Origin of the sequence: Amaricoccus macauensis (genome assembly GCF_014201905.1) — a bacterium.
GTDB classification, from domain to species: domain Bacteria; phylum Pseudomonadota; class Alphaproteobacteria; order Rhodobacterales; family Rhodobacteraceae; genus Amaricoccus; species Amaricoccus macauensis.
Genome location: NZ_JACHFM010000002.1, coordinates 661,778 through 683,870, shown reverse-complemented (window position 1 = coordinate 683,870; position 22,093 = coordinate 661,778). Strand labels below are relative to the sequence as shown.

General features: G+C 68.0%; 24 protein-coding genes, 1 tRNA gene and 1 pseudogene. 7 read left to right on the top strand and 19 right to left on the bottom strand.

Features of this window, described 5'->3' with window-relative positions; all coding sequences use genetic code 11:
• Positions 1–166: 166 nt before the first annotated feature.
• From ccoG to HNP73_RS10770, 5 genes and pseudogenes are all read left to right on the top strand, one after another.
• Positions 167–1,723 carry a cytochrome c oxidase accessory protein CcoG gene (gene ccoG / locus HNP73_RS10790; protein ID WP_184148768.1) on the top strand — a complete coding sequence of 519 codons (1,557 nt, stop codon included), beginning with the start codon at positions 167–169 and terminating at the stop codon, positions 1,721–1,723.
• Positions 1,720–2,205, top strand: a complete 486-nt coding sequence (locus HNP73_RS10785; RefSeq protein WP_184148765.1) for a FixH family protein — start codon at positions 1,720–1,722, stop codon at positions 2,203–2,205. Before ccoG ends, HNP73_RS10785 begins: the two co-directional genes overlap by 4 nt.
• Positions 2,202–4,415 (top strand): heavy metal translocating P-type ATPase, encoded by a 2,214-nt coding sequence (locus tag HNP73_RS10780; protein WP_184148762.1) that lies wholly within the window; start codon positions 2,202–2,204, stop codon positions 4,413–4,415. The genes HNP73_RS10785 and HNP73_RS10780 overlap by 4 nt, the downstream gene beginning before the upstream one ends.
• Positions 4,412–4,561: pseudogene (gene ccoS, locus HNP73_RS23285) on the top strand (cbb3-type cytochrome oxidase assembly protein CcoS); the annotation flags it as partial. The gene HNP73_RS10780 and the pseudogene ccoS, both read left to right, overlap by 4 nt.
• Positions 4,562–4,674: 113 nt before the next feature.
• A tRNA-Asp gene (locus tag HNP73_RS10770) sits at positions 4,675–4,751 on the top strand.
• A gap of 183 nt (positions 4,752–4,934) precedes the next feature.
• On the opposite strand, the gene HNP73_RS10765 is transcribed toward HNP73_RS10770, so the two are convergent.
• From HNP73_RS10765 to HNP73_RS10745, 5 genes are all read right to left on the bottom strand, one after another.
• Positions 4,935–5,864: a hypothetical protein gene (locus HNP73_RS10765; RefSeq protein WP_184148756.1), complete on the bottom strand. Its 930-nt coding sequence runs from the start codon at positions 5,862–5,864 to the stop codon at positions 4,935–4,937.
• Positions 5,865–6,162: 298 nt separating this feature from the next.
• Positions 6,163–6,873: an ATP phosphoribosyltransferase gene (hisG, locus tag HNP73_RS10760; RefSeq protein ID WP_184150624.1), complete on the bottom strand. Its 711-nt coding sequence runs from the start codon at positions 6,871–6,873 to the stop codon at positions 6,163–6,165.
• A complete protein-coding gene (locus HNP73_RS10755) occupies positions 6,870–8,009 on the bottom strand; it encodes an ATP phosphoribosyltransferase regulatory subunit (RefSeq protein ID WP_184148753.1) in 1,140 nt (379 codons plus the stop codon). The genes hisG and HNP73_RS10755 overlap by 4 nt, the downstream gene beginning before the upstream one ends.
• The gene (gene hisS, locus HNP73_RS10750) at positions 8,009–9,511 is read right to left on the bottom strand and encodes a histidine--tRNA ligase (RefSeq protein ID WP_184148750.1); all 1,503 of its coding nucleotides are present in this window, start codon (positions 9,509–9,511) and stop codon (positions 8,009–8,011) included. The genes HNP73_RS10755 and hisS overlap by 1 nt, the downstream gene beginning before the upstream one ends.
• A 68-nt stretch (positions 9,512–9,579) precedes the next feature.
• On the bottom strand, positions 9,580–10,056 hold the full coding sequence (locus HNP73_RS10745; RefSeq protein ID WP_184148746.1) for a flavin reductase family protein: 477 nt from the start codon (positions 10,054–10,056) through the stop codon (positions 9,580–9,582).
• 99 nt (positions 10,057–10,155) lie between these two features.
• On the opposite strand from HNP73_RS10745, the gene HNP73_RS10740 reads away from it, so the two are divergent.
• The gene (locus tag HNP73_RS10740) at positions 10,156–10,362 is read left to right on the top strand and encodes a SlyX family protein (protein WP_221288456.1); all 207 of its coding nucleotides are present in this window, start codon (positions 10,156–10,158) and stop codon (positions 10,360–10,362) included.
• Between the two features lie 100 nt (positions 10,363–10,462).
• A complete protein-coding gene (locus HNP73_RS10735) occupies positions 10,463–10,642 on the top strand; it encodes a hypothetical protein (protein ID WP_184148740.1) in 180 nt (59 codons plus the stop codon).
• A 4-nt stretch (positions 10,643–10,646) separates the two neighbouring features.
• On the opposite strand, the gene HNP73_RS10730 is transcribed toward HNP73_RS10735, so the two are convergent.
• The 14 genes from HNP73_RS10730 to HNP73_RS10665 all read right to left on the bottom strand — a co-directional run bounded on the left by HNP73_RS10730 (position 10,647) and on the right by HNP73_RS10665 (position 21,803).
• Entirely contained in the window at positions 10,647–11,615 is a 969-nt protein-coding gene (locus HNP73_RS10730) for a magnesium transporter CorA family protein (protein WP_184148737.1), read from the bottom strand.
• Between the two features lie 86 nt (positions 11,616–11,701).
• Complete coding sequence (locus HNP73_RS10725) at positions 11,702–13,618, bottom strand: acyl-CoA synthetase (protein ID WP_184148734.1); 1,917 nt, start codon at positions 13,616–13,618, stop codon at positions 11,702–11,704.
• A gap of 60 nt (positions 13,619–13,678) precedes the next feature.
• Positions 13,679–13,927, bottom strand: coding sequence for a hypothetical protein (locus HNP73_RS10720; RefSeq protein WP_184148732.1), 249 nt, complete (start codon positions 13,925–13,927; stop codon positions 13,679–13,681).
• 15 nt (positions 13,928–13,942) lie between these two features.
• Positions 13,943–14,500, bottom strand: a complete 558-nt coding sequence (locus HNP73_RS10715) for a peptidylprolyl isomerase (protein ID WP_184148729.1) — start codon at positions 14,498–14,500, stop codon at positions 13,943–13,945.
• Positions 14,497–14,997 (bottom strand): peptidylprolyl isomerase, encoded by a 501-nt coding sequence (locus tag HNP73_RS10710; RefSeq protein ID WP_184148726.1) that lies wholly within the window; start codon positions 14,995–14,997, stop codon positions 14,497–14,499. The genes HNP73_RS10715 and HNP73_RS10710 overlap by 4 nt, the downstream gene beginning before the upstream one ends.
• Positions 14,998–15,064: 67 nt before the next feature.
• Positions 15,065–15,583: a pantetheine-phosphate adenylyltransferase gene (coaD, locus tag HNP73_RS10705; RefSeq protein ID WP_184148723.1), complete on the bottom strand. Its 519-nt coding sequence runs from the start codon at positions 15,581–15,583 to the stop codon at positions 15,065–15,067.
• A gap of 94 nt (positions 15,584–15,677) precedes the next feature.
• On the bottom strand, positions 15,678–16,118 hold the full coding sequence (locus HNP73_RS10700; protein ID WP_184148720.1) for a CBS domain-containing protein: 441 nt from the start codon (positions 16,116–16,118) through the stop codon (positions 15,678–15,680).
• Between the two features lie 132 nt (positions 16,119–16,250).
• Positions 16,251–17,144 carry a LysR family transcriptional regulator gene (locus HNP73_RS10695; RefSeq protein WP_246399721.1) on the bottom strand — a complete coding sequence of 298 codons (894 nt, stop codon included), beginning with the start codon at positions 17,142–17,144 and terminating at the stop codon, positions 16,251–16,253.
• A gap of 60 nt (positions 17,145–17,204) precedes the next feature.
• A complete protein-coding gene (gene purU / locus HNP73_RS10690) occupies positions 17,205–18,089 on the bottom strand; it encodes a formyltetrahydrofolate deformylase (RefSeq protein WP_184148717.1) in 885 nt (294 codons plus the stop codon).
• 291 nt (positions 18,090–18,380) lie between these two features.
• Positions 18,381–19,310, bottom strand: coding sequence for an electron transfer flavoprotein subunit alpha/FixB family protein (locus HNP73_RS10685; protein ID WP_184148714.1), 930 nt, complete (start codon positions 19,308–19,310; stop codon positions 18,381–18,383).
• Positions 19,310–20,071 carry an electron transfer flavoprotein subunit beta/FixA family protein gene (locus tag HNP73_RS10680; RefSeq protein WP_184148711.1) on the bottom strand — a complete coding sequence of 254 codons (762 nt, stop codon included), beginning with the start codon at positions 20,069–20,071 and terminating at the stop codon, positions 19,310–19,312. The genes HNP73_RS10685 and HNP73_RS10680 overlap by 1 nt, the downstream gene beginning before the upstream one ends.
• A 147-nt stretch (positions 20,072–20,218) precedes the next feature.
• Positions 20,219–20,908 carry a PAQR family membrane homeostasis protein TrhA gene (trhA, locus tag HNP73_RS10675; protein ID WP_184148708.1) on the bottom strand — a complete coding sequence of 230 codons (690 nt, stop codon included), beginning with the start codon at positions 20,906–20,908 and terminating at the stop codon, positions 20,219–20,221.
• A 94-nt stretch (positions 20,909–21,002) separates the two neighbouring features.
• On the bottom strand, positions 21,003–21,575 hold the full coding sequence (locus tag HNP73_RS10670; protein ID WP_184148705.1) for a cob(I)yrinic acid a,c-diamide adenosyltransferase: 573 nt from the start codon (positions 21,573–21,575) through the stop codon (positions 21,003–21,005).
• Between the two features lie 27 nt (positions 21,576–21,602).
• The gene (locus tag HNP73_RS10665) at positions 21,603–21,803 is read right to left on the bottom strand and encodes a twin transmembrane helix small protein (RefSeq protein ID WP_184150619.1); all 201 of its coding nucleotides are present in this window, start codon (positions 21,801–21,803) and stop codon (positions 21,603–21,605) included.
• Positions 21,804–22,093: the final 290 nt, after the last annotated feature.

Sequence of the window (22,093 nt, the reverse complement as noted above, 5' to 3'; positions counted from 1 at the left end):
CGGCGGACCTCGGGTTTCCTGAGCCCGGCCGGGCTCGCTGGACGCCTGGCTCCGGCCCGGACCAACGCGCCCAAATCGATGTCTGAGCATGACGTGGATCAAGGAGTTCAACTCCACGATGTCTTAGTTGTACCGTGAACGGGCGAAGCCCGCCCGGGAGCCAGCCTTGACCACGACGAACACCCCTCAGGATCCGCCGCCCCTCTACATCGCGCGCGAGCCGATCTTCCCCCGGCGCGTTTCTGGCAAGTTCCGCACACTCAAGTGGTGGATATTGGCGGTCACGCTGGGAATTTATTATATATTCCCCTGGCTCCGATGGGACCGCGGCCCGGCCCTGCCAGATCAGGCGGTCCTCATCGACCTCGCAAACCGCCGGTTCTATTTCTTCTTCATCGAGATCTGGCCACAGGAATTCTATTTCGTCGCCGGCCTCCTCATCATGGCCGGCCTTGGCCTCTTTCTCTTTACGTCGGCGCTCGGCCGGGTCTGGTGCGGCTACACCTGCCCGCAGACGGTGTGGACCGACCTCTTCATCCTCGTCGAGCGCTGGGTCGAGGGCGATCGCAACGCCCGCGTGAAGCTGTGGAATCAACCCTGGACGGCCGAAAAGATCCGCAAGCGCGGGATCAAGTGGACGCTCTGGCTGCTGATCTCGCTCGCCACCGGCGGCGCGTGGATCTTCTACTTTGCCGATGCCCCGACGCTTCTGCACCAGTTCCTGACCTTTCAGGCCCCCGCCGTCGCCTACCTGACAGTCGCGATCCTCGCTGCCACCACCTTCACCTTCGGCGGCTTCATGCGGGAGCAGGTCTGCATCTACATGTGCCCGTGGCCGCGCATCCAGGCGGCGATGATGGACGAGCAGACGATCACCGTCGGCTATCGCGACTGGCGCGGCGAGCCGCGCGGCAAGCACCGTCGCCGGCGCGAGATGGCCGAGAAGGCAGAAGTCGCGATCGCCACCACGCGCGCCGCCGGCGCGGTCGAAGGTTCACGCTCGCCCGCGAAGCCGATGCCGGGCCGTGCCTCGGGCCTCGGGACGGTCACCGAGAAGGAGACGCTCGGCGACTGCATCGACTGCAACGCCTGCGTCAACGTCTGCCCCATGGGCATTGATATCCGTGATGGCCAGCAACTCGCCTGCATCACCTGCGCGCTCTGCATCGACGCCTGCGACGAGGTGATGGAGAAGATCGGCAAGCCGCCGAACCTCATCGGCTACCTCACCCTCGCCGACGGCGAGCGGGAGCGCGAGGGGGGCGAGGACGTCTCGGTCTGGCGCCGCATCCTCCGGCCACGCGTGCTGCTCTATACCGTGCTCTGGTCGGGCTTTGGCCTCGCGCTCATCGCGGCGCTTGTGTTCCGCACCGACATGTCGATCGGTGTCGATCCGGTCCGGAACCCGGTCAACGTCACGCTTTCGGACGGCTCGATCCGCAATGCCTACGAAATCCGCCTCAGAAACATGACCGGGTACGAGCGCGACTTCACCCTGTCGGTGGAGACCCCGGATCCCCTGCATCTCGAGCTGCAGGGCATCTCCGGGCTCACGGTTGCGGTCCCGCCGAACACCACGCTGAAGCAGCGGATCTATCTCACCGGCGACCCGGCGAGTCCGGCGAGCACCCAGGCCCTGCTCCCCGTCGCCATCGTCGCGACCGATGACGGCTCGGGCCGGACGGCGCGCGAGGAAACCGTGTTCCGCGGGAGGCAGCAATGAAGGGCGACGCACGGTCGCACCGCCTCGGGGGCCGTGGCGTCCTCATGATCGCGGTGGTAGCCTTCCTCGTCATGCTGACGCCGAACATCATTCTCGCGGTTACCGCGGCGCGCACCTTCTCCGGCGTCGTGGTCAATGACAGCTACGTGGCGAGCCAGGATTTCGACAGGCTTAAGGCGGCGCAGGTCGCCCTCGGCTGGAGCGTCGCGCTCGAGCACGCCGACGATGTGCTCCAGCTTACCATCACCGATGCCGCCGGACACGCCGTCCGCCCGGCGAGCCTTGCCGTCGCCATGGGCCGGCCCACGACCACACGCGACGACCGGACCATCACCCTTCTTGAAACCCCCGGCGGCTACGCCGGCGTGGCGGTCTTTGCGCCCGGTCACTGGCGCGTCGAAATCGCCGCCAGCGCAGCGGACGGCACCGCCTTCCGCCAGAGCCACGATATCTGGGTCGATGCGAAGACCGCAAAGCCATGACCGACGCCGTCCTAGCCGCCTGCCCCGCCTGCGCAGCGGCACCTGACGCCGCCAGCGTCGCACCCGCGCCGATCCGCCCGGGGCCGCTCAGGCGCATCGAGATCGCGCTGCCCGCCATCCACTGCGCCGCCTGCATCACCGGTGTCGAGCGGACCCTCGAGGCCGAGCCGGGCGTCGCCGCCGCGCGGGTAAATCTCACCCTGAAGCGCGCCGCCGTCACCGTCGAGGACGCGCCCGGCGTCGAGGACCGTCTGATCGCCGCCCTCGACGCTCGCGGCTTCGAGGCCCACCCCCTCGACAGCGCCGCGCTGGAGGCCACCCGCAGCGACGCCGAGGGCCGCGACCTGCTCGCCCGCATCGGCGTCGCGGGTTTCGCCTCGATGAACGTGATGCTGCTCTCGGTCGCGGTCTGGGCCGGCGCCACAGGCGCGACGCGCGACCTCATGCACTGGGTTTCCGCCGCGATCGCGCTGCCCGCCGTCGCCTTCGCCGCCCAGCCGTTCTTCCGCAACGCCTACCGCGCGCTGCGCGCCCGCCGGCTCGACATGGACGTGCCGATCTCCACGGCGATCCTGATGGCGCTCGCCGTCTCGCTGCGCGAGACAGTGCTTTCTGGCCCGCGCGCCTTTTTCGAGGCGGCGGTGATGCTCACCTTCTTTCTCCTCGTCGGGCGCTATCTCTCCCATCTCACACGCGCTTCCGCCCGTTCGGCCGCCGCCGAGATCGCGGCGCTTGAGGTGCACATGGCCGAGCGCATCCGCGCTGACGGCACCCGCGAGACCGTGCCGCTCGACGCCGTGCGCGCAGGCGACGTGCTCGCCGTTGCGCCGGGTGCCCGGGTGCCGGTCGACGGCACCGTCATGGCGGGCCGCTCCGAGATCGACCCCTCGCTCCTGACCGGCGAGACCATGCCCGAGCCGGTGGCACCCGGCTCGACGCTGCGCGCCGGCCTCCTGAACCTCACCGGCCCCCTCGAAGTCCGCGCCGATGCCCTTGGCGATGACACGCTGCTCCGCGAGATCGGTCGCCTCGTGGAGACGGCGGAGCGAAGCCGTGGCCGCTATGCGAGCCTCGCCGACCGCGCATCGTCGGCCTACGCGCCCATCGTCTACCTGACCGCTACCGCGGCGCTGTTGGTCTGGGGCGTCTGGGGCGGCGACTGGCGCCACGCCACCAACATCGCCGCGGCGGTGCTCATCATCACCTGCCCCTGCGGCCTCGGTCTCGCGGTGCCGGCGGTGCTGACCGCCGCCTCCGGCAGGCTTTTCCGGCAGGGCGTGCTCCTGAAGGACGGCGAGGCGCTCGAGAAGCTCGCGCTTGTCGATGCCGTGGTCGTCGACAAGACCGGCACGCTCACCACGGGTCGGCCGGTCCTGACCAACGCCGACGCCATCGCCCCGCGCGATCTCGCCTTTGCCGCCGCCCTCGCCGCCGGCAGCAGCCATCCGCTCTCCTGCGCCATCACGCGCGCCGCAACCGGGCGGGGTGTCCCGCCGGTCAATGCCGCTGCCGTCGTCGAGCATCCCGGCCTCGGCAGCGAGGGGCGCATCGGCCAGAGCGTCGTGCGTCTCGGGCGGGCCGAGTGGGCCGGCGGCACGGCCCTCGACGTGACGGCTGCGTGGCTGCGGATCGACACCGCACCTCCGGTCGCGTTCCGCTTCGAGGACGAGCTCCGGCCGGAAGCCCCGGGGACGATCGCCCGGCTGCGGGCGGACGGACTGCCGGTGACCCTCCTCTCGGGCGACTCGGAAACGCCGGTCGCGGCCCTCGCGGACCGGCTCGGCCTCGACCGCGCCATCTCCCGCGCCACGCCGGCAGAGAAGGTCGGCGAGATCCAGGCGCTCGGCGCGCAGGGCCACCGCGTCCTGATGATCGGCGACGGCCTGAACGACGCCGCCGCCCTCGCCGCCGCACACGTCTCGATCTCGCCCGCCTCGGCGGTCGACGCGAGCCGCAGCGCCGCCGATCTCATCATCCTCGGCGACCGCCTGGATCGGGCCGCCGACGCGCTGGCACTCGCCCGCGTCGCGCGCAGGCGTATCCTCGAGAACTTCACCTTCGCCTTCGCCTACAACGTCGTCTCGGTGCCCCTCGCCTTCGCCGGGCTCGTGACACCGCTGAACGCCGCAATCATCATGTCGACGAGTTCGCTCATTGTCGCCCTGAACGCGCTCCGCCTCGGGCCCCGCCAGCCGGCAGCGCGGCCATGAACGTTCTCGTCTACCTGATCCCGATCGCGCTGGTGCTTGGCGGCCTCGGTCTCGTGGGCTTTCTCTGGACGCTGCGCACCGGTCACTATGAGGATTTGCAGGGCCAGGCGACGCGGATTCTCTCGGATCGTTACGACGATCACCCGGCCGATGATCGGCCAGAAAATACCCGCGCGGAAACTGGTGAATCCCGCTTGACGCCCCCCCACGCCCCACCTACAACGCCCGCGTGACGAGGCGCTACGCCAGATCACAAAGCGCGGTTGTAGCTCAGTCGGTTAGAGTGCCGGCCTGTCACGCCGGAGGTCGCGGGTTCGAGCCCCGTCAACCGCGCCAATATCTCAGTGACTTGGCCGGAGTCGACCCGGTTCGTTGAAACTCTCCCTCGTGGGGAGTTTTTGACGTTGGGCGCCCCGCTTCTCGGCTCTGTCCACGGCCGGCCCTCCGACGACACGACGATCGCCGCACGCTGCGGCTAACGAGCGAGCCGGGCAAGAATCCCGCGCCACCCGCCGCGGGTCATCCGGGCTCGCCCCCGACGATGACTGCGAACGCGGCGCGGTAGTCCGCAACCGTCGTCACCATCCAGTCGATGATCCCGGGCCAGGCCGCCTCGTCGAGCTGACCGTGAGGATAGCCCTTCTGGAGGAAGTAGCCGGTGCGTCCCGCCGGGCCGAGTGCCGTTCCGAGGCGGGTTTCGAGCGCGCCCCGATGCGGCTCGAGGACCGCCGCCAGCGCGTCGGGGCCCTCGCCCCGCCCGCCGCGCACGAAGACGCCGCTCTGCGTCTTGCCGAACCATGCGGAGAGCTGCGCTTCAGGCTCGGCGAGCAGGTAGGTGTAGTTGTTCGCGTACCGGTAGGGTTTGAAGCCAAGGCTCGCGAGATCCGGGTGACGCTCGAGCGCCATCAGCCAGAACTTCTGCTTCACGTCGTAGTATTCGGCCCAATCCGAGGTGGGTGCGACCTGCCTGACGATGCGCTGCCAGTTGTCCGGCTGCTCCACGATCTCGAACATCGGCGCGAACGGGCTCTCGCCGATCCGCACGACGCGGAGCCGGAGGGCGAAGAACGAAAAGCCGTCGGCCGTGTGCTGGTTCAGCCAGCGGATCGCGGAAAGGTGCGGCTCGCGGAAGGCCGGAGCGATCCAGATGACGGTCTTCGCCTCGAGGCCGGCGAGGTAGGTCATGATCTGGCCGAGGTGGGCGTGATCGGTCTGTTCGAGCTGGTTCTCGATCAGGACCACGCCGTCGTCCTGCGGATTGCGCGCGAGGATGTCGGCATAGAAGGTGCCGACGAGAACCTCCGTGCCGGTGATCTCGAGCGGCATGCCAACGGCCTCGGCGATGTGGTCGATGTTCTGCGCGAGCCAGGGCGTGAAGTCGTTCGACTCATGCCGCCACGCATCCCGCAGCGCCACGTCGCGCAGACGGTCAAAGCTGACGTCGGTCATGCGGTATCTCCGGCGAGGATCGGCGCACGGCACCGACAGGAGGCGCGTTCAGATTCGGTTGACCGAAGAAGAGCAATCACTCAGATCAATCACCTGTCGGGGGCCACACCAACAGTAACTGTCGCCGGCCTCGGATTGAAAGATGAGAATCGTATTCGACGCCAGAAACCGCCCGGTGACGCGATGGGAACTCGTTCCGTTCGTCCAGTGACCCGATCGTCCTTCTGGCCGGCGCCGTTTCGCCCGTTCTTCTGTCAACTCGGCCCGGTAGAGACGTGTGCGCGGAGACCCCCGGCCATCACTCGGCCGGAGCGTTCTCCAGCCCGAGCCGCGTGCGCAGCGCGTCGAGGGCGGCCGTCTCGGGCGCTCCCCAGGTTGCGGCCTTGGAGAGGAAGAGGGTCGCCTCGCTCTGCAGGATCAGGCCGTCGTCGAGGATGCGCAGATGGTTGTCGCGCAGCGTCGAGCCGGTGCTGGTGATGTCGGCGATTGCCTCGGCGGTCAGGTTCTTCACGGTGCCCTCGGTGGCGCCCTGACTGTCCACCAGCTGGTAGTCGGCGACGCCGTGATGCTCGAAGAAGCTGCGGACGAGATGGTGGTACTTGGTCGCCACCCTGAGCCGGTGCCCGTGCCGCGCCCGGAAGGCGCCGGCGGCGGCGTCGAGATCGCCCATGTCGCGCACGTCGACCCAGAACGCTGGTACCGCGACCACCAGATCGGCGCGCCCGAAGGCCATGGGCGCGAGTTCGTCCACCCGGTCCTGCCAGCGCGGCAGGCGCTCGCGGATCAGGTCCTGGCCCGTCACGCCGAGGTGCAGCCGCCCGGCCAGCAACTCGCCCGGGATCTCGCCGGCGGAGATCAGCACGAGCTCGACGCCGTCCACGCCCTCGACCATGCCGCGATACTCGCGCTCACCGCCGACGCGCGCGAGTTCGACGCCGCGCGCAGCGAACCAGCGGATGGTCTCTTCCTGCAGCCGGCCCTTCGACGGCACCCCGAGCTTCAGCATCAGCCCTCCATGAGCGCCATCAGCGCCTCCGGCCGCACGATGCCGCCAACCGCGGGGATGCCGGCCCCCTGCCCCAGCACCCGCGTCAGGGCGTCGTAGCGGCCGCCGGTGGCGATCGGCGGCAGGTCGTCGCGTCCGACCGGCAGGGCGCCGAAGACGAAGCCATCGTAGTATTCGAGCGTCGTGCGCCCGAAACTGCCCTCGAAGCGCAGCTCGTCCGGGGAGATGCCGCGCTCCGCCAGCGCATCGAGCCGCCGGGCATAGCGATCGACGGCGGCGTCAAGCGCGGGCAGGCCGTGTGCCAGACCGCGAAGCGCGACAAGCGCCTCCGATGCGGAGCCTTCAACCGCGAGCACCGCCTCGATCCGGTCGACGTCTTGCCTCGCAAGCGGCGCGGTTGCGGCCTCGGTCGCCAGCACCGAGACCCGGGCTGCGACTTCGGCGACTTCCCGGAGCCCGACCACAACCCCGCCGGCTGTGATCATCGCCTGCGTCCCGCCGGCTGCCTCCGCCGCCAGAAGCTCGGCGCGCGCGGCAGTTGCCGACGCGTGGCCTACACCATAGCGCTGGAGCAGCGCGTGAAACCGGTGCGGCCGCCACACGTGACGCCGGAGAGCGGCCTTGCGGGGCGCACTGGTGTCGAGTGCGTCGATCGTCGCGAGGATGAGCCCGAGATCGCCGGTGACGAGCCGGACAGGTGCATCGCCAAGGGCACCGCGGATCACGGCCAGCGCCTCGGCATCCTGCGCCGCCGGGTCACCGGCCTCGAAGATCTCGAATCCCGCCTGAAGGTACTCGCGCGGCCGCCGGCTGCCCGCATCCTGCCTGCGCCAGACCGGCCCGCAATAGACGTAGCGGGCGGGCTCCGCGCCGGCGTCCATGTGCAGCCGCACGATCGGCACGGTGAAATCGGGACGGAGCATCATCTCGCCGCCCTCGTCGCGCACGGTGAACGCGCGCGCCCGGATGTCCTCGCCGTAGAGGTCGAGCAGCACGTCCGCCGGTTGCAGAGCCTCGGGCTCCACCCGGACCGCGCCAGTCGCGCCGAGCGCGGCGACAATGCGTGCCACCTCGGCATCGAGCCGTGACAGCGGCTCACCGATCCGCGCGCCTTTGAGATACGCCCGGTCCGCGACCATCAGGGCTGTCCGCCCGATCCGCGCGCCAGCATTGCCCGAACCTCCGCGACCAGCTGGTCGCGGGCTGCCTCGACCTGTGCCGGCTGCGCCTTCCAGTCGTCGTGGCTCTCGATCTCGCTGGCGAGCTGTGCGCCGAGGGCCAGATCCTTGATCTGCACCACGCCCCGGTCCCGCTCGTCGGCGCCCTCGATGATCGCGACAGCGCTGCGGCGCTGGTCGGCATACTTGAGCTGCTTGCCCATGCCGCCACCGCCGAGGAAGACCTCGGCCCGGATCCCCGCCGCGCGCAACTCAGCCGCCATCGCCTGATAGCCGGGCATGGCGTCGCGATCCATCACGGTGATGACCACCGGTCCCGCCTCTTCCGAGGCGAGGCGGCCCTTCTCGCCAAGCGCCGCCAGCAGCCGGTCGACACCGATCGAGATGCCCGTCGCCGGCACCGCTTCGCCGGTGAAGCGCTTGACCAGATCGTCGTAACGTCCACCGCCCGCGACCGAGCCGAACTGCCGCGGCTTGCCGTCGTCGCCGACCACGTCAAACGTCAGTTCCGCCTCGTAGACCGGGCCGGTGTAGTAGCCGAGGCCACGCACCACCGAGGGGTCGATCACCCCCGACGCACCGCGCGCCTGCAGAAGCTCAGCAATCGCCTCGAGTTCCTCCACGCCCGCGAGCCCTGCCGCCGACGCGCCCACAAGCTCGCGCAGCCGCGCGCAGGTTGCCGCCCCGTCGCTGCCACGCGCGGCCATGAAGGCCAGCACCAGATCCGCCTCTTCCGCGCCGCAGCCGGCGCCCGCCGTGAAGTCGCCGCTCTCGTCCTTGCGCCCCGGCCCCATCAGGAGCCGCACGCCTTCGGGCCCGAGCCGGTCGATCTTGTCGATCGCCCGCATGACGATGCCGCGCCGGGCGCTGTCCTTCTCCGGGTCCGACGGGTCGAGGAGACCGATCGTCTCCATCACCCCGTTCAGCACCTTGCGGTTGTTGATCCGCACCACGAAGTCGCTTCGCGCGATCCCCGCAGCTTCGAGCGCATCGCCGAGCATGGCGCAGATCTCGGCATCCGCCGCAACGTTGCCAGAGCCGACCGTGTCGGCATCACATTGATAGAATTGCCGGAACCGTCCCGGTCCCGGCTTCTCGTTGCGCCAGACCGGACCAATCTGATAGCGGCGGTAAGGGCTCGGCAGGCGCATCCGGTTCTGGGCGTAGACCCGCGCCAGCGGCGCGGTCAGATCATAGCGCAGGGCCAGCCAGCTGTCGTCCTCGTCCTGCCACGCAAACACGCCCTCGTTCGGGCGGTCGACGTCGGGGAGGAACTTCCCCAGCGCCTCGACGGTCTCGACCGCGCTCGTCTCAAGCGGATCGAATCCGTAGGCGTGATAGACATCGGTGATCCGCCCGAGCATGGTCGCCCGCGCCCGCACCTCGGCACCGAAATAGTCACGGAACCCGCGCGGCGTCTCGGCACGGGGCCGGCGCGGCTTCTTGATCTTGTCCTTGGCCATGGAAAACGGCTCGCCTCCGGGTTCGCGGCGCCCTCCTACCGCGGGGACCCCGCAAGGGCAAGCCGGGCTCAGCCGAGCGTCGGCTCGTGATAGCCGCCGCGCCAGTAGACCAGCGGCGGCAGGTCGGTCTCCTCGACCCTCAGCACCTCGCCGACGACAATCAGGTGATCGCCTCCGTCGTGGCCCGCCGCGTGCCGGCACTCAAGTCGCGCGGCGCAACCGGCGAGCAACGGCACCTCGCCGATCCCGCGCTCGAACTCGAGCCCGATGAACCCCTGCTCGGATCCGGCAAAGCGCTCCGCGAGGTGCCGCTGCCCGCTGCTGAGCACATGGACGGCGAAGTGCGATGCCGCCTCGAACGCGGGGAAACGCCGCGACTTGCGCGCCGGTGACCAGAGCACCAGCGGCGGATCGAGCGACACCGACGCAAAGCTGTTCGCGGTGATGCCGAGCGGCCCGTCCGGGCCCTCGGTCGTCACCACCGTGACGCCGGTGGCAAACCGCCCGAGCGCGTCGCGCAGCTCCCTATCCGTGAATTCCGGCAAGGCCTTCCCCCGGGGTTTAAAGGCCCGCCGGGTTTAGCGGCTGCATTGTCACGAGTCGATGCTAGAATGCCGGCCCCGCCTCGCACCCCGGAGCCCGCCTTGCCCGACACCGATCGCCTGACCGAGCTCGAGATCGCCCTCGCCCACCAGGAACGGCTGACGGATGATCTGAGCGACGTTATCCGCGCCCAGTCGGATCGCATCGACCGTCTCGAACGCATTCTCCTGCGGCTCGCGCAGCGGGTCGAGGCCGCCGGGGACGACGCCGAGACGCCGGCCGCGAACGTGGCGCCGCCCCACTGGTGACTCGGCCGCCACCGGCTTCTTCATCGTTCCGCAAGAATCATCTGTCCGCGCCCGCAACACGGCAATAGAACAGTAGAAATCGCTGCTGGGATCGCATGCCATGTACCTGCCGGAAGATCATCGCCAGATGTACGATATCCTGACCGAGCTGCGGGTATACGCGGCGGCAAACGGCCTGGCGCAGCTTGCCGAAAAGCTCGACGATGCCATGGTGCTGCTGATCATCGAGGGCCGGGACGCCCTCGCGCGGGCGGCCGCACCGGCCGCGCAGGACTCCTGACGCTTCAGAGCCAGCCGCGCGACTTGAAGATTCCGTAGGACACCACGGCCGAGAGCACCATGAGACCGATCGCGAAGGGGTAGCCCGCGACCCACTCCAGTTCCGGCATCAGCACGAAATTCATCCCGTAGATCGAGGCGATGAGGGTCGGCGGCAGGAACACCACCGCGGCCACCGAAAAGATCTTGATGATGTTGTTCTGCTCGATCGAGATCATGCCAAGCGTGGCGTCGAGCAGGAAGTTCAGCTTCTGCAGGAGCGCATTCGAGTGTTCCGCAAGGAACCGCGCGTCGCGACCGGCGGACTTCAGCCGGACCCGTCCATCCTTGTCGGCGTTCGCCACGCTGCCGGCCGACAGAAAGGCGATGATGCGCTCAAGCGTCACCAGACTGTCGATCCCGCCCGCAAGCAGGTCGCCCTGCCGCCCGAGCCCGCGCAGGATGCCAGTATAGTCCGGGCCCTTGCCCGGCCGGCTCGGCTGCGAGCGGAAGATGGTGCGCGAGAGCGCCTCGACCTCGCGCCCGACCCCTTCGATGATGTCGGCCACCCGGTCGATCACCACCTCAAGGAGCCCGAGAAGCACGGTCAGCCCGTTGGTGCAGCCCACATCCACCCGCTCGGCGCGGGTGATGAAGGTGCGAAACGTCCGGGGCTGGTGATAGCGCAGCGTCAGCAGCCGCCCCGATTTCAGCACGAACGTCACCGGCGCAAGCTCCGGCTCGTCCGTCTCGAAGTGCACCGGCAGGTTCGCGGTCATGAAGGCCGCGCCGTCTTCGATGTAGAGCCGGCTCGACACCTCGATCTCGTGCATCTCCGCGGGCGTTGGTACCTCAAAGCCGAGTGCCGCCTCGATTGCCTTCTCCTCCTCGCGCGTCGGGTTGTCGAGATCGATCCAGACGAGGTCCGCCAGGCTCTGCTCGGGCGATGGTCTCTCCCGAAGTCGCCCATTCTCAACGGTGTACCCAAAGATCATCGGCATCCCTCCGCAGGCGCGCTCATGCCTCTAGTGGGCAAGTCCGGGCCGACAGGCAAGAGCAGACATCAGCCAACGGCGGCGGCTCAGGGGTCGGCGGGCCCCTCCGGCCTGACCCATTCCCATGCCACCGCGAAGCCGCCGAGAGCCCCCGCGGCCGCGGCATCGTCGGGACCACCGGCCCCCGGACGAATGCGCGCAACCAGGCCACGACGCCGATCCTCGACCACCTCGGTGACCCGCGCCTCGCTTCCCGCCGCGGCAAGCGCCGCGTCGAAGACCCGGGTGATCGCCCTGCGCCGCAGGTCGGGCTTGAAGATCTTGCCAACCGCCGTCTTCGGCAACTCTGGCAGGATCTCGAGGTGCTTCGGCAAGGCTGCCGGCTCCAGCGCCTGTGCCCGCACATGGGCGATCAGCGCCTCCGGCTCGATGCTCTCTCCGGCGACAAGCTCGACATAGGCGGCCGGTACCTCGCCCGACAGCGGGTCGGGCTGGCCGATCGCGCCGGCAAAGGCGACGTGCGGGTGGCGCATGAGCGCCTCCTCGATCACTGCGGGATCGATATTGTGGCCACCCCGGATGATGAGATCCTTCGCCCGGCCGGTGATCCAGAGATACCCCTCCGCGTCGAGCCGCCCGAGGTCTCCGGTGCGAAGAAAGCCGCCGTCCGCGAAGGTCTTCCGGTTGAGCCGGGGGTCGGTGTAGATCTCCGCGTGCACGCCGGGCGCTCGCAGGCAGATTTCGCCCACCTCCTCCGTGCCACAGGTCCGCACCACGCGGCCCTCGCTGTCACAGTGCAGGATCCTGACCTCGGTATAGGGCACCGGCAGACCGACGCTGCCGACCCGGCGCTCACCGAACGGCGGATTGACGGCGACGAGGCAGGTCGCCTCGGTCATCCCGTACCCCTCGATCACCGTGACCCCGGCCGCCTCCTCGAAGCGGCGGAAGAGCTCGACGGGCATTGCCGACGAGCCGCAGATCGCCAGCCGCAGGGTCGAGACATCGGCATCGACCTTGCGCTGCATCAGCGCCGCGACCGCTGTCGGCACGGCGATGAGGAACGTCACCCGGTGCCGCTCGATCAGCTTCCAGAAGTTGTCGAGAACCCCGTCGCCGCGGTAGCCCATGGGTGTCGGCATCACCATGCTCGCACCCGACAAGAGGCACGACGCCAGCACCGGGTAGGCGGCAAAGACGTGAAACAGCGGCAGCGGGCACAGGAGCACGTCGGCTTCGGTGAATGCGTAGGACGCGCCGCACCAGCCGTTGTAGAGGATTCCGCTCGCCCGGTGCTGTGCGAGCTTCGGCAGGCCGGTGGTGCCGCCGGTATGAAAGCGTGCGCAGATCCGGTCGCCCTTGGTCTCGACGAAATCGAGCGCGTCCCCACGCTCCCGACCGAGCGCCGACCAGAAATCGACGGTCTCCGCGTGATGGCTGACCCGCCGGCGTGGCCGGAGCAGCGGCACGAGGATCCGGAGCGCTCCGGACAGATAGCGGCGAAGATCGACCTCCACCACCGTCCGCACATCCGGTGCCAGCGCGACCGCTTCGGCGACCCGGTCCGCGAGATCAGACTTCGGAAACGGCGTGAGCGTCACCACCACCCGCGCGCCAGCGTCCCGCAGGAGATGGGCGATATGCTCCGGGGGCAGCAGCGGGTTTATCGGCATGACGATACCGGCGGTCGAACCGGCGAGGATCGTCACCGCCGTCTCGATCGTGTTCGGCAGCACGAAGGCGACCGTGTCGCCGTCGCCGACGCCAAGACGCCGGAACAGGTTGGCTGCCCGGGTGACGTCCGCCCGGAACGTCGTCCAGTCGAGCGTCACGACCTTGTCGGAAGGGCGGCTGCGAAGCTGAAAGGTGAGCGCCGGGCGTCCCGGGAACCGCTCGGTGGTCAGGACCAATTGGTCGTAGAGCGAGGAGGCGTGCAGCCGTTCAGACCATGGCATCTCTGCCTCAACGGCGCGGATGTCCTCCAACGTCGCGATCCGAAACAACACGCCTCCCCCCTGGCCGGTCGTGACATCGGCGCGGCCACGAAGGCCGCGCCGACTGCGTCAGTCTTTCGACGCGGCGCTGTCAATCCGGCCCTGCACCGCCGCAAGCCGCTTCTCGATCGCGTCGTAGCGGGCATGGGCGGCGGCCACATCGTCATGGGCGACCTTGTCGAAATCGTGGTTGATGGTCGCGAGCAGATCACCGATGTCGTCGCCCGCGAACTCATCGCGACCAACGAGCCGTGATCGCGCCGACTCGATTGCAGCCTCGAGCGCCTTCATCCGCTCGTCGAGATCCGGCTTCGCCATCGTTGCTTCTCCTTCTCAGTCGGCCTTCACCGTGACTTTCGCCATCCAGTCGGGATCACTGACCTCACCGTTGGGCCCGTCGCCCCGCCGGATCTGATCGACCACGTCCTGGCCGGAGATGACCTTGCCCACGACAGTATACTGCCCATCGAGGCTCGGCGCAGGCTCAAACATGATGAAGAACTGACTGTTCGCCGAGTCGGGATCCATCGCGCGCGCCATGCCGACGGTGCCCCGCTCGAACTTGAGGTCGGAGAACTCCGCCTTCAGGTCCGGCATGTCCGACCCGCCCATTCCCGCCTGCGCGATGTTCGGCGAGCCCTTCTTGCCGAACTGCACGTCGCCGGTCTGCGCCATGAAGCCTTCGATCACCCGGTGGAACACCACCCCGTCATAGGCGCCGGCCTTCGCCAGCGCCTCGATCTGCGCCACATGCTGCGGTGCGACCTCCGGCAGGAGTTCGATCTCGACAGTTCCCTTGACCGAGCCGTCGACGTCGATCTGGAGCGTATCGGCCGCAGCCGCAGTCGCGCCAAGGGCGACGACTGCGAGGCCAAGCGCGAGCCTCCTCATGCGTCGGCCGCCACCCGGACCTTCACCATCCGGTCGGGGCTTGCCGGCGGCTCGCCACGGGTGATGTTGTCCACGTGCTCCATACCCTTCGTGACGCGGCCCCATACGGTGTACTGGCCGTTCAGGAAGTGGCCGTCCTGGAACATGATGAAGAACTGGCTGTTGCCGCTGTTCGGGTTCTGCGAACGCGCCATGCCGACCGCGCCCCGGTCGAACGGCAGCTTCGAGAATTCCGCCGGAAGGTCCGGCTGGCTCGACCCGCCCGTGCCGGCCCGGCGGATGTTGAAGCCGTCCTCCATGTCGCCGTTCTCCACGTCGCCGGTCTGCGCCATGAAGCCCTCGATCACCCGATGGAAGGCAACGTTGTCGTATTCGCCGGCACGCGCCAACGCCTTGATCCGCTCCACGTGCTTCGGTGCCACATCGGGCAGCATCTCGATCTCGACGGCGCCGCCGTCCTTGAGTTCGATCACCAGCGTGTTCTCGGGATCGGCCATTGCTTCGTCCTCCGTATCAGCCCATTCGGCCGCGGACCCTAGGCCGGGTGGCCCGCGGCGGAAAGGTTCAAACGGCCGCAGCCGCCAACTTTTGCTCGCGCAGCCGCTGGAGCAGTTCCTCGACGACCAGCGGCGGCACGAAGCGCCGCACGTCGCCGCCCAGCCGGGCAATCTCCTTCACCAGCCGCGAGGCAATCGCCTGATGATGTGCGTCGGCCATCAGAAACACCGTCTCGATCGTGTCGTTCATCGCCCGGTTCATGCCGACCATCTGAAACTCGTACTCGAAGTCGGAGACGGCGCGCAGGCCTCGGATGATCACATGCGCGTTCACCTCTTCCGCGCAGTGGATCAGCAGGTTCTCGAACGGGTGCGCGACGATCTCGGTCTCGGTACTGCGCGCGATGGGCGCGCATTCCCGCTCCACCGTCTCCACCCGCTCCTCGAGCGTGAACATCGGCCCCTTGTCGCGATTGACGGCAATCCCGATCACCAGCCGGTCGACCAGGCTGCACGCGCGCCGGATGATGTCGATATGCCCAAGCGTCAGGGGATCAAACGTCCCCGGATAGAGCCCGATCCGCATCACAGTAATTCCCCTTTGCCCCGGCCAGTCGAACCGGCCTGAGGCAGCAACAATGCCGTGCGGTTCCGGTCAAGGTGCGTTGGCACCAGAAGAACTACCAGCTGTTCGAAATCATGTCGGTCAGAGCGGCATTCTCCGACTGGATTTCCTGGATGCGCGCCTTCACCACGTCTCCGATCGAGATGACCGCAACCATCCGGTTCTCCTCGATCACCGGCATGTGGCGGAAGCGTCCATCGGTCATCTTCTCGAGCACGTCGAGCGCCGGATCCTCCGGCTTGCAGCCGATCACCACCGAGGTCATCAGATCCTGTGCACGCTCCTGAAGCACGCTCGCGCCGCGGGTGCCAAGCGCTCGGACGATGTCGCGTTCCGACAGGATCCCGTCGACGATATCGCCATCCCGGCTGACAATCACAGCGCCGATCCGATACTTCGCAAGCAACTGCGTCACGTCCTGCACCAGATCTGTCGGCTTCACGCTCAGGATCTGGGTCGTTGATTTCATCCCGACGATATGGCGGACGTTGATCATCTTTGGAATTTCCCCGCGTTCTGGCCCTCGGAAACTCTCCCAGCGCGGCACCAGCAAGTCAAGAGAAGCCAGCGCCGCAACGGTTTCTCCGGGACGATCCCGTCGCAACACCTTCACACGCGGCCCGTGTGCTCACGGGGTGAGCGCGTCACGCACCCAGCGCACCACGACATCGGCCATTCGATTGATCCGATCGTCGCGCGCGTCCTTCTGGTGCAGCACGAGATAGAAGCTCCGGGTCAGGCGGATGTCGTCGGCGAGGAGCTCGACGAGTTCGGCGTGCCGTCGGCCGATGAACTCCGGCAGGATGCAGATGCCATAGCCGCTCAGACACCAGCGGATCTGCGTGATGAGGCTGTTCGAGCTCAGGGCCGGCTCGCCCTCCCGGCCGATCATCGAATAGTAGTCGAGCTCCCGGTCGAAGACCATGTCCGAGATGTAGCCGATGCCCCGCACGCCGCGCAGATCTTCCATGGTCCTGACCGGCCCGACGGCTGCCACCAGGTCGGCACGGGCATAGAGATGCAGGCGGTAGTCGGCGATCTTGCGCACGGTAAGACGCCCGGTCGTCGGCGGGGAGACAGTGATGGTGAGGTCCGCCTCGCCCTGCGACATGGAAAAGACCCGCGGCACCGCCACCACCTGCACCTGCAGATCCGGATTGTCCCGCACGAGCGCCTCGCAGGCGTCGACCAGCAGATAGTTCGTCACCCCGTCCGGCGCGTTGATGCGCACCGTGCCGGACAGCCCCTCCGCCTTGCCGGTCGCGGCACCGAGCAGCGCGGCGGCCTGAGCCTCCATTGCCTGCGCCGGCGCCACCAGTTCGCGCCCGGCCTCCGTCGGCACGTAGCCGTCAGCCGTGCGCTCGAAGAGCCGCTGACCAAGGGCCGTCTCGAGCGCCGCGATGCGACGCCCCGCCGTGGTCGGATCAAGCCCGAGGAGCTTCCCCGCTGACTGCAGCCGGCCTTCGCGGACCACGGCCAGGAAGACCCGCAGGTCATCCCATTTCAGTGTACCTTTTCGCATGGCCCTGCGTAACACGCCCCGCAAACATGCGAAATCGCAGATCGGCCCGGCGGCGCCGGGTCAGCCCATGCGCTCGGAGGCGTAGGACCCCGGAGAGGCAGGGAAAACCACCGTCTTGTTGCCGTTCAGGAACGAGCGGTGGTGGATATGCGCGTGGACCGCCCGGGCGAGCACCGAGGCCTCAACGTCGCGCCCGAGCGAGACGTAGTCGTCCGGGCTCTGGGCGTGGGTGATGCGCACCGTGTCCTGCTCGATGATCGGACCCTCATCGAGATCGGCAGTGACATAGTGCGCCGTCGCACCGATCAGCTTCACCCCGCGCTCGAAGGCCTGCTTGTAGGGGTTCGCCCCCTTGAAGGACGGCAGGAACGAATGGTGGATGTTGATGATCCGCCCGGACATCTTCTGGCAGAGCGCGTCCGAGAGCACCTGCATGTAGCGCGCGAGCACGATCAGCTCGGCGCCGGTCTCCTCGACGAGCGCGAGCAGTTGCGCCTCGGCCTCGGGCTTGTTCGTCTTGGTCACCCGAATCTGGTGGAAGGGAATGTCGTGATTCACCACGACCTTCTGATAGGTCATGTGGTTCGATACCACCGCGACGATGTCGACCGGCAGCGCCCCGATGCGCCAGCGGTAGAGCAGATCGTTCAGGCAGTGGCCGAAGTTCGACACCATGACGATGATCTTCATCTTCGTCCCGGTGTCGTCGATCGCCCACTCCATCCCGAACGACTCCGCGACCGGCCCGAAGCCCGCCAGAAGGTCGTCATGGGTGGCACCGGTTTCGGAGACGAACGTCACCCGGGTGAAGAACCGGCCGGTCTCGGCGTCGTCGAACTGCGCCGCGTCGGTGATGTTGCAGCCCTTGTCCGACAGGAACCCGGAGATGGCCGCGACGATGCCGCGCCGGGACTGGCAGGTGACGGTCAGAACAAAGGTCTTCATGCTTTTCCTCGACTGGCGGCGGTCCGGGAGAGTGGTCCCGCGCGTTGTTTCACGCGCGCTCGCCGCCGTATAGAACGGATGCGGCAGGTTCACGAACCGATGCGACAACGCGGCGCAGCCTTCCGCGCCGTGGGCGAGATTCAGAAACGTCAGGCCGTGAAACGTCGCGCCGTGAATTGCAGGGATGCGCCACATCGCGGCGATATGCGGCCGGATTTCGACGCACGAAGCGGAATCAAAAAGGCCGCCGCGCGGGCGCGCGACGGCCTCTTGATGTCTTCAGGCCAGGCGTCAGCCGAGCTTCTTTTCAAGCTCGGGGACGATCTGGAAGAGGTCTCCGACGAGGCCGTAGTCGGCGACCTGGAAGATCGGGGCTTCCTCGTCCTTGTTGATGGCGACGATGACCTTGGAGTCCTTCATGCCGGCGAGGTGCTGGATCGCGCCGGAGATGCCGATGGCGATGTAGAGCTCGGGCGCCACCACCTTGCCCGTCTGGCCGACCTGCAGGTCGTTCGGGGCGAAGCCTGAGTCGACCGCCGCCCGGCTCGCGCCGACCGCCGCGCCGAGCTTGTCGGCCAGCGCCTCGATGATGCGGAAGTTCTCCTCCGAACCGACGCCGCGGCCGCCCGAGACCACGATCTTCGCGCTCGTGAGCTCCGGCCGGTCGGACGCCGCCACCTTGTCCTCGACCCAGGCCGAGATCCCGCCGTCGGCACCCGCCGTCCCGGTCTCGACCGCCGCCGCCGCCTGCTCGCCCGTCGCGGCAAAGTTCGCCGGACGCACGGTCACGACCTTCTTCGCGTCGGAGGACTGCACCGTCTGGATGGCGTTGCCGGCGTAGATCGGCCGCTCGAAGGTGTCCCCCGAGACGACGCCGGTGATGTCGGAAATCACCATCACGTCGAGCAGTGCCGCCACCCGCGGCGCCACGTTCTTGCCGGAGGTGGTGGCCGGGAAGACGATGTGCTCGTAGTCGCCGGCGAGCGAGACCACGAGATCGGTCAGCGGCTCGGCGAGGCGGTGGCCGTAGGCGGCACTCTCCACGTGGAGAACCTTCGCCACCCCGTCGAGCTTCGCGGCTTCCTCGGCGACGGCGCCCGCGCCTTCACCGGCGACGAGGACGGTGATGTCGCCCCCCATCGCCTTCGCCGCGGTCACGGTCTTCGCGGTCGCGTCGTTCAGGTGGGCGTTGTCGTGCTTTGCGAGAACGAGAACCGCCATCAGATCACCCCCGCTTCGGTCTTCAGCTTCGCCACCAGCTCGTCGACCGAGCCGACCTTCACACCGGCCTTGCGCGAGCCGGGCTCGGCGACCTTCACCACCTTCAGCCGCGGGCTGACGTCCACGCCGTAGTCGGCCGGCGTCTTCTCCTCGAGCGGCTTCTTCTTCGCCTTCATGATGTTCGGCAGGCTCGCGTAACGCGGCTCGTTCAGCCGCAGGTCCACCGTCACCACCGCCGGCAGGTTGACCGCGATCGTCTGCAGGCCGCCGTCCACCTCGCGGGTCACCTCGGCCTTGCCGTCGCCGATCTCGACCTTCGAGGCGAAGGTCGCCTGCGGCCAGCCGAGCAGCGCCGCCAGCATCTGGCCCGTCGCGTTCATGTCGTTGTCGATCGCCTGCTTGCCGGCGAGAACCAGCCCCGCGCCCTCGGCCTCGGCGACACCCTTGAGGATCTTCGCCACCGCCAGCGGCTCGATGTCGGTCGCGGCATCCTCCGCCGCGATGACGAGGATCGCGCGATCCGCCCCCATCGCCAGCGCCGTGCGCAACGTCTCCTGCGCCTGCTTCACCCCGATCGAGACTGCGATCACCTCAGAGGCCGCGCCCTTCTCCTTCAGACGGATCGCCTCTTCCACGGCGATCTCGTCGAACGGGTTCATGCTCATCTTGACGTTCGCAAGATCAACGCCCGACCCGTCGGCCTTCACCCGGACCTTCACGTTGTAGTCAATCACCCGCTTAACGGGCACAAGGATCTTCATGGGCAAGCCCCCTGACGCCGACCTGATCGACCGCCCACACGCGGCCTCAACCGTCCGCCGGTCTACGGATTGAGGACGGGCCGTGCAAGGCGGTATGCGCCGTTCCAGGTGCGTCCCGCGACACGCCCTGCCGCTCGGGTGGCGGGTTCAGGCGGTCATGCGGCTCGAAACCTCGACGAGCACCGCGGCGTAGAGCACGCAGCTGCCTGCCAGCACGAAGACGTGCCAGATGGTGTTGTGAAACGGCAGCCGCTCCCAGACGAAGAAGACCACTCCGACCGTGTAGGTGAGCCCGGCCGCCAGGATCAGCAGGGCCGCGGTCGGCGACAGTGCCTCGACGATCGGACCTCCCAGGATCGCTCCGGCCCAGCCCATCGACAGATAGAGCAAGATGCTTGCCCACTTGAGCCGCGCCCCGCTCGAGAGCCTGAGGCACGCACCGAAGAATGCGGCACCCCAGAGCCCGGTGAGGAACACCCCCGCCTGGGTGCCGGCAAGGACGGCAAAGGGCGTGTAGCTTCCGGCGATCTTCACGTAGATCGCGGACTGGTCGACCCGGCTCAGAAGCGGCTTCCACGCCGACTGGCGCAGCATGTTGTTGAGCGCCGAGGAAACGAGGAGCACCAGCACCGAAATGCCGTAGACCATCAGCGCCAGAACCGTGGCGCGATCCCCGCTCCGGGTCAGCGCGAGCCAGACGAGCAGTGGAAACGCAACGAGAGCAGCGAGGATCCCGACGACGTGCACCACGGCGTCGCTCAGGAGCTCCGCCCGCGTGTAGACCAACGGCGCGCGCTCGCGCGTGAACATCTCGCGCTCCCCCCGAAGGGCTGGCATCCGGCCCCCCCTCACCTGTCACTCAATCAGAAACCGCGTCCCGACGGAACGCGGTCTGAGGACATGATTTACGTGGGAGCGAACGCCCGTCGCTTCAACGGTTCGCGCCGGGCACCCAGAGAACGTCGCCCTCGCCGCCCTGATTGGCGGCGCGCGCCGCGACGAAGAGCCAGTCCGAGAGACGGTTGAGATAGCGCACCGCCTCCGGGTTCACCGTCTCCTCCCGCGCCAGCGTCACCGCCTCGCGTTCCGCCCGACGGCAAACCGTGCGCGAGAGATGCAGATACGATGCAAGCGCACTGCCGCCCGGCAGAATGAAGCTCCGGAGCGGCTTCAGCGACGCGTTCATCGCGTCGATCTCGCGCTCGAGCCGCTCGACCTGCGCCGCGACGATGCGCAGCCGGGGATAAGGCGCCTCGGCGTCCTTGTCGGGGTCGGGAGTGGCGAGATCGGCGCCCAGATCGAAGAGATCGTTCTGCACCCGGGAGAGGGCGACCGCCATGTCATCAGCCGCATGAAGCTGGGCGAGGCCGAGCGTGGCGTTCACCTCGTCGACGGAGCCATAGGAGCCGACCCGGACCGAGTCCTTCTCGACCCGCGCCCCATTGCTCAGCGCCGTCGTGCCCTTGTCTCCGGTACGGGTGTAGATCTTGTTCAGTACGACCATGCGCTCCGGTCCATTCGGTTACTGCCCTCAGTGCTTCGAGACCCAGACGAAGAGCACGATGAGGATCACCGCAATGAACTGGGCCAGAAGCCGCAGCCGCATGATCTTGTTCGCATACTTCGCATTGAAACTGCCGCCCCGGGCAAAGCCGCCGACCCCGACCATCAGGATCACAACCACAACCGCGCAGGCAATGGCGACCAGAATGAACAGCGGATCGTGGATCATTTGAGTCACCTCGGGCATCGACCTGCGCATCATGCGCCGCCTCCGCAGGAGAGTCGAGGCGCGGGCCCCGGCCTGAACGCCGCACCGCGGGCCGGCGCTCCCACCCGCCCCAGGGCCGGTCACGTTTCGTTAACGGCTGGTCATCAAGGGCTCATCATCAGCGGGGCCGAGACTTCTCTGAAGGGCCCCGGGGCGAACGTGCCCGGGCCAGACGGAGAAATTGCAATCTTCCCTGCCCGACCTACTTCATGGGGACCATGCCACTCGCCGCCATCGTTCCGCGGTCCTGT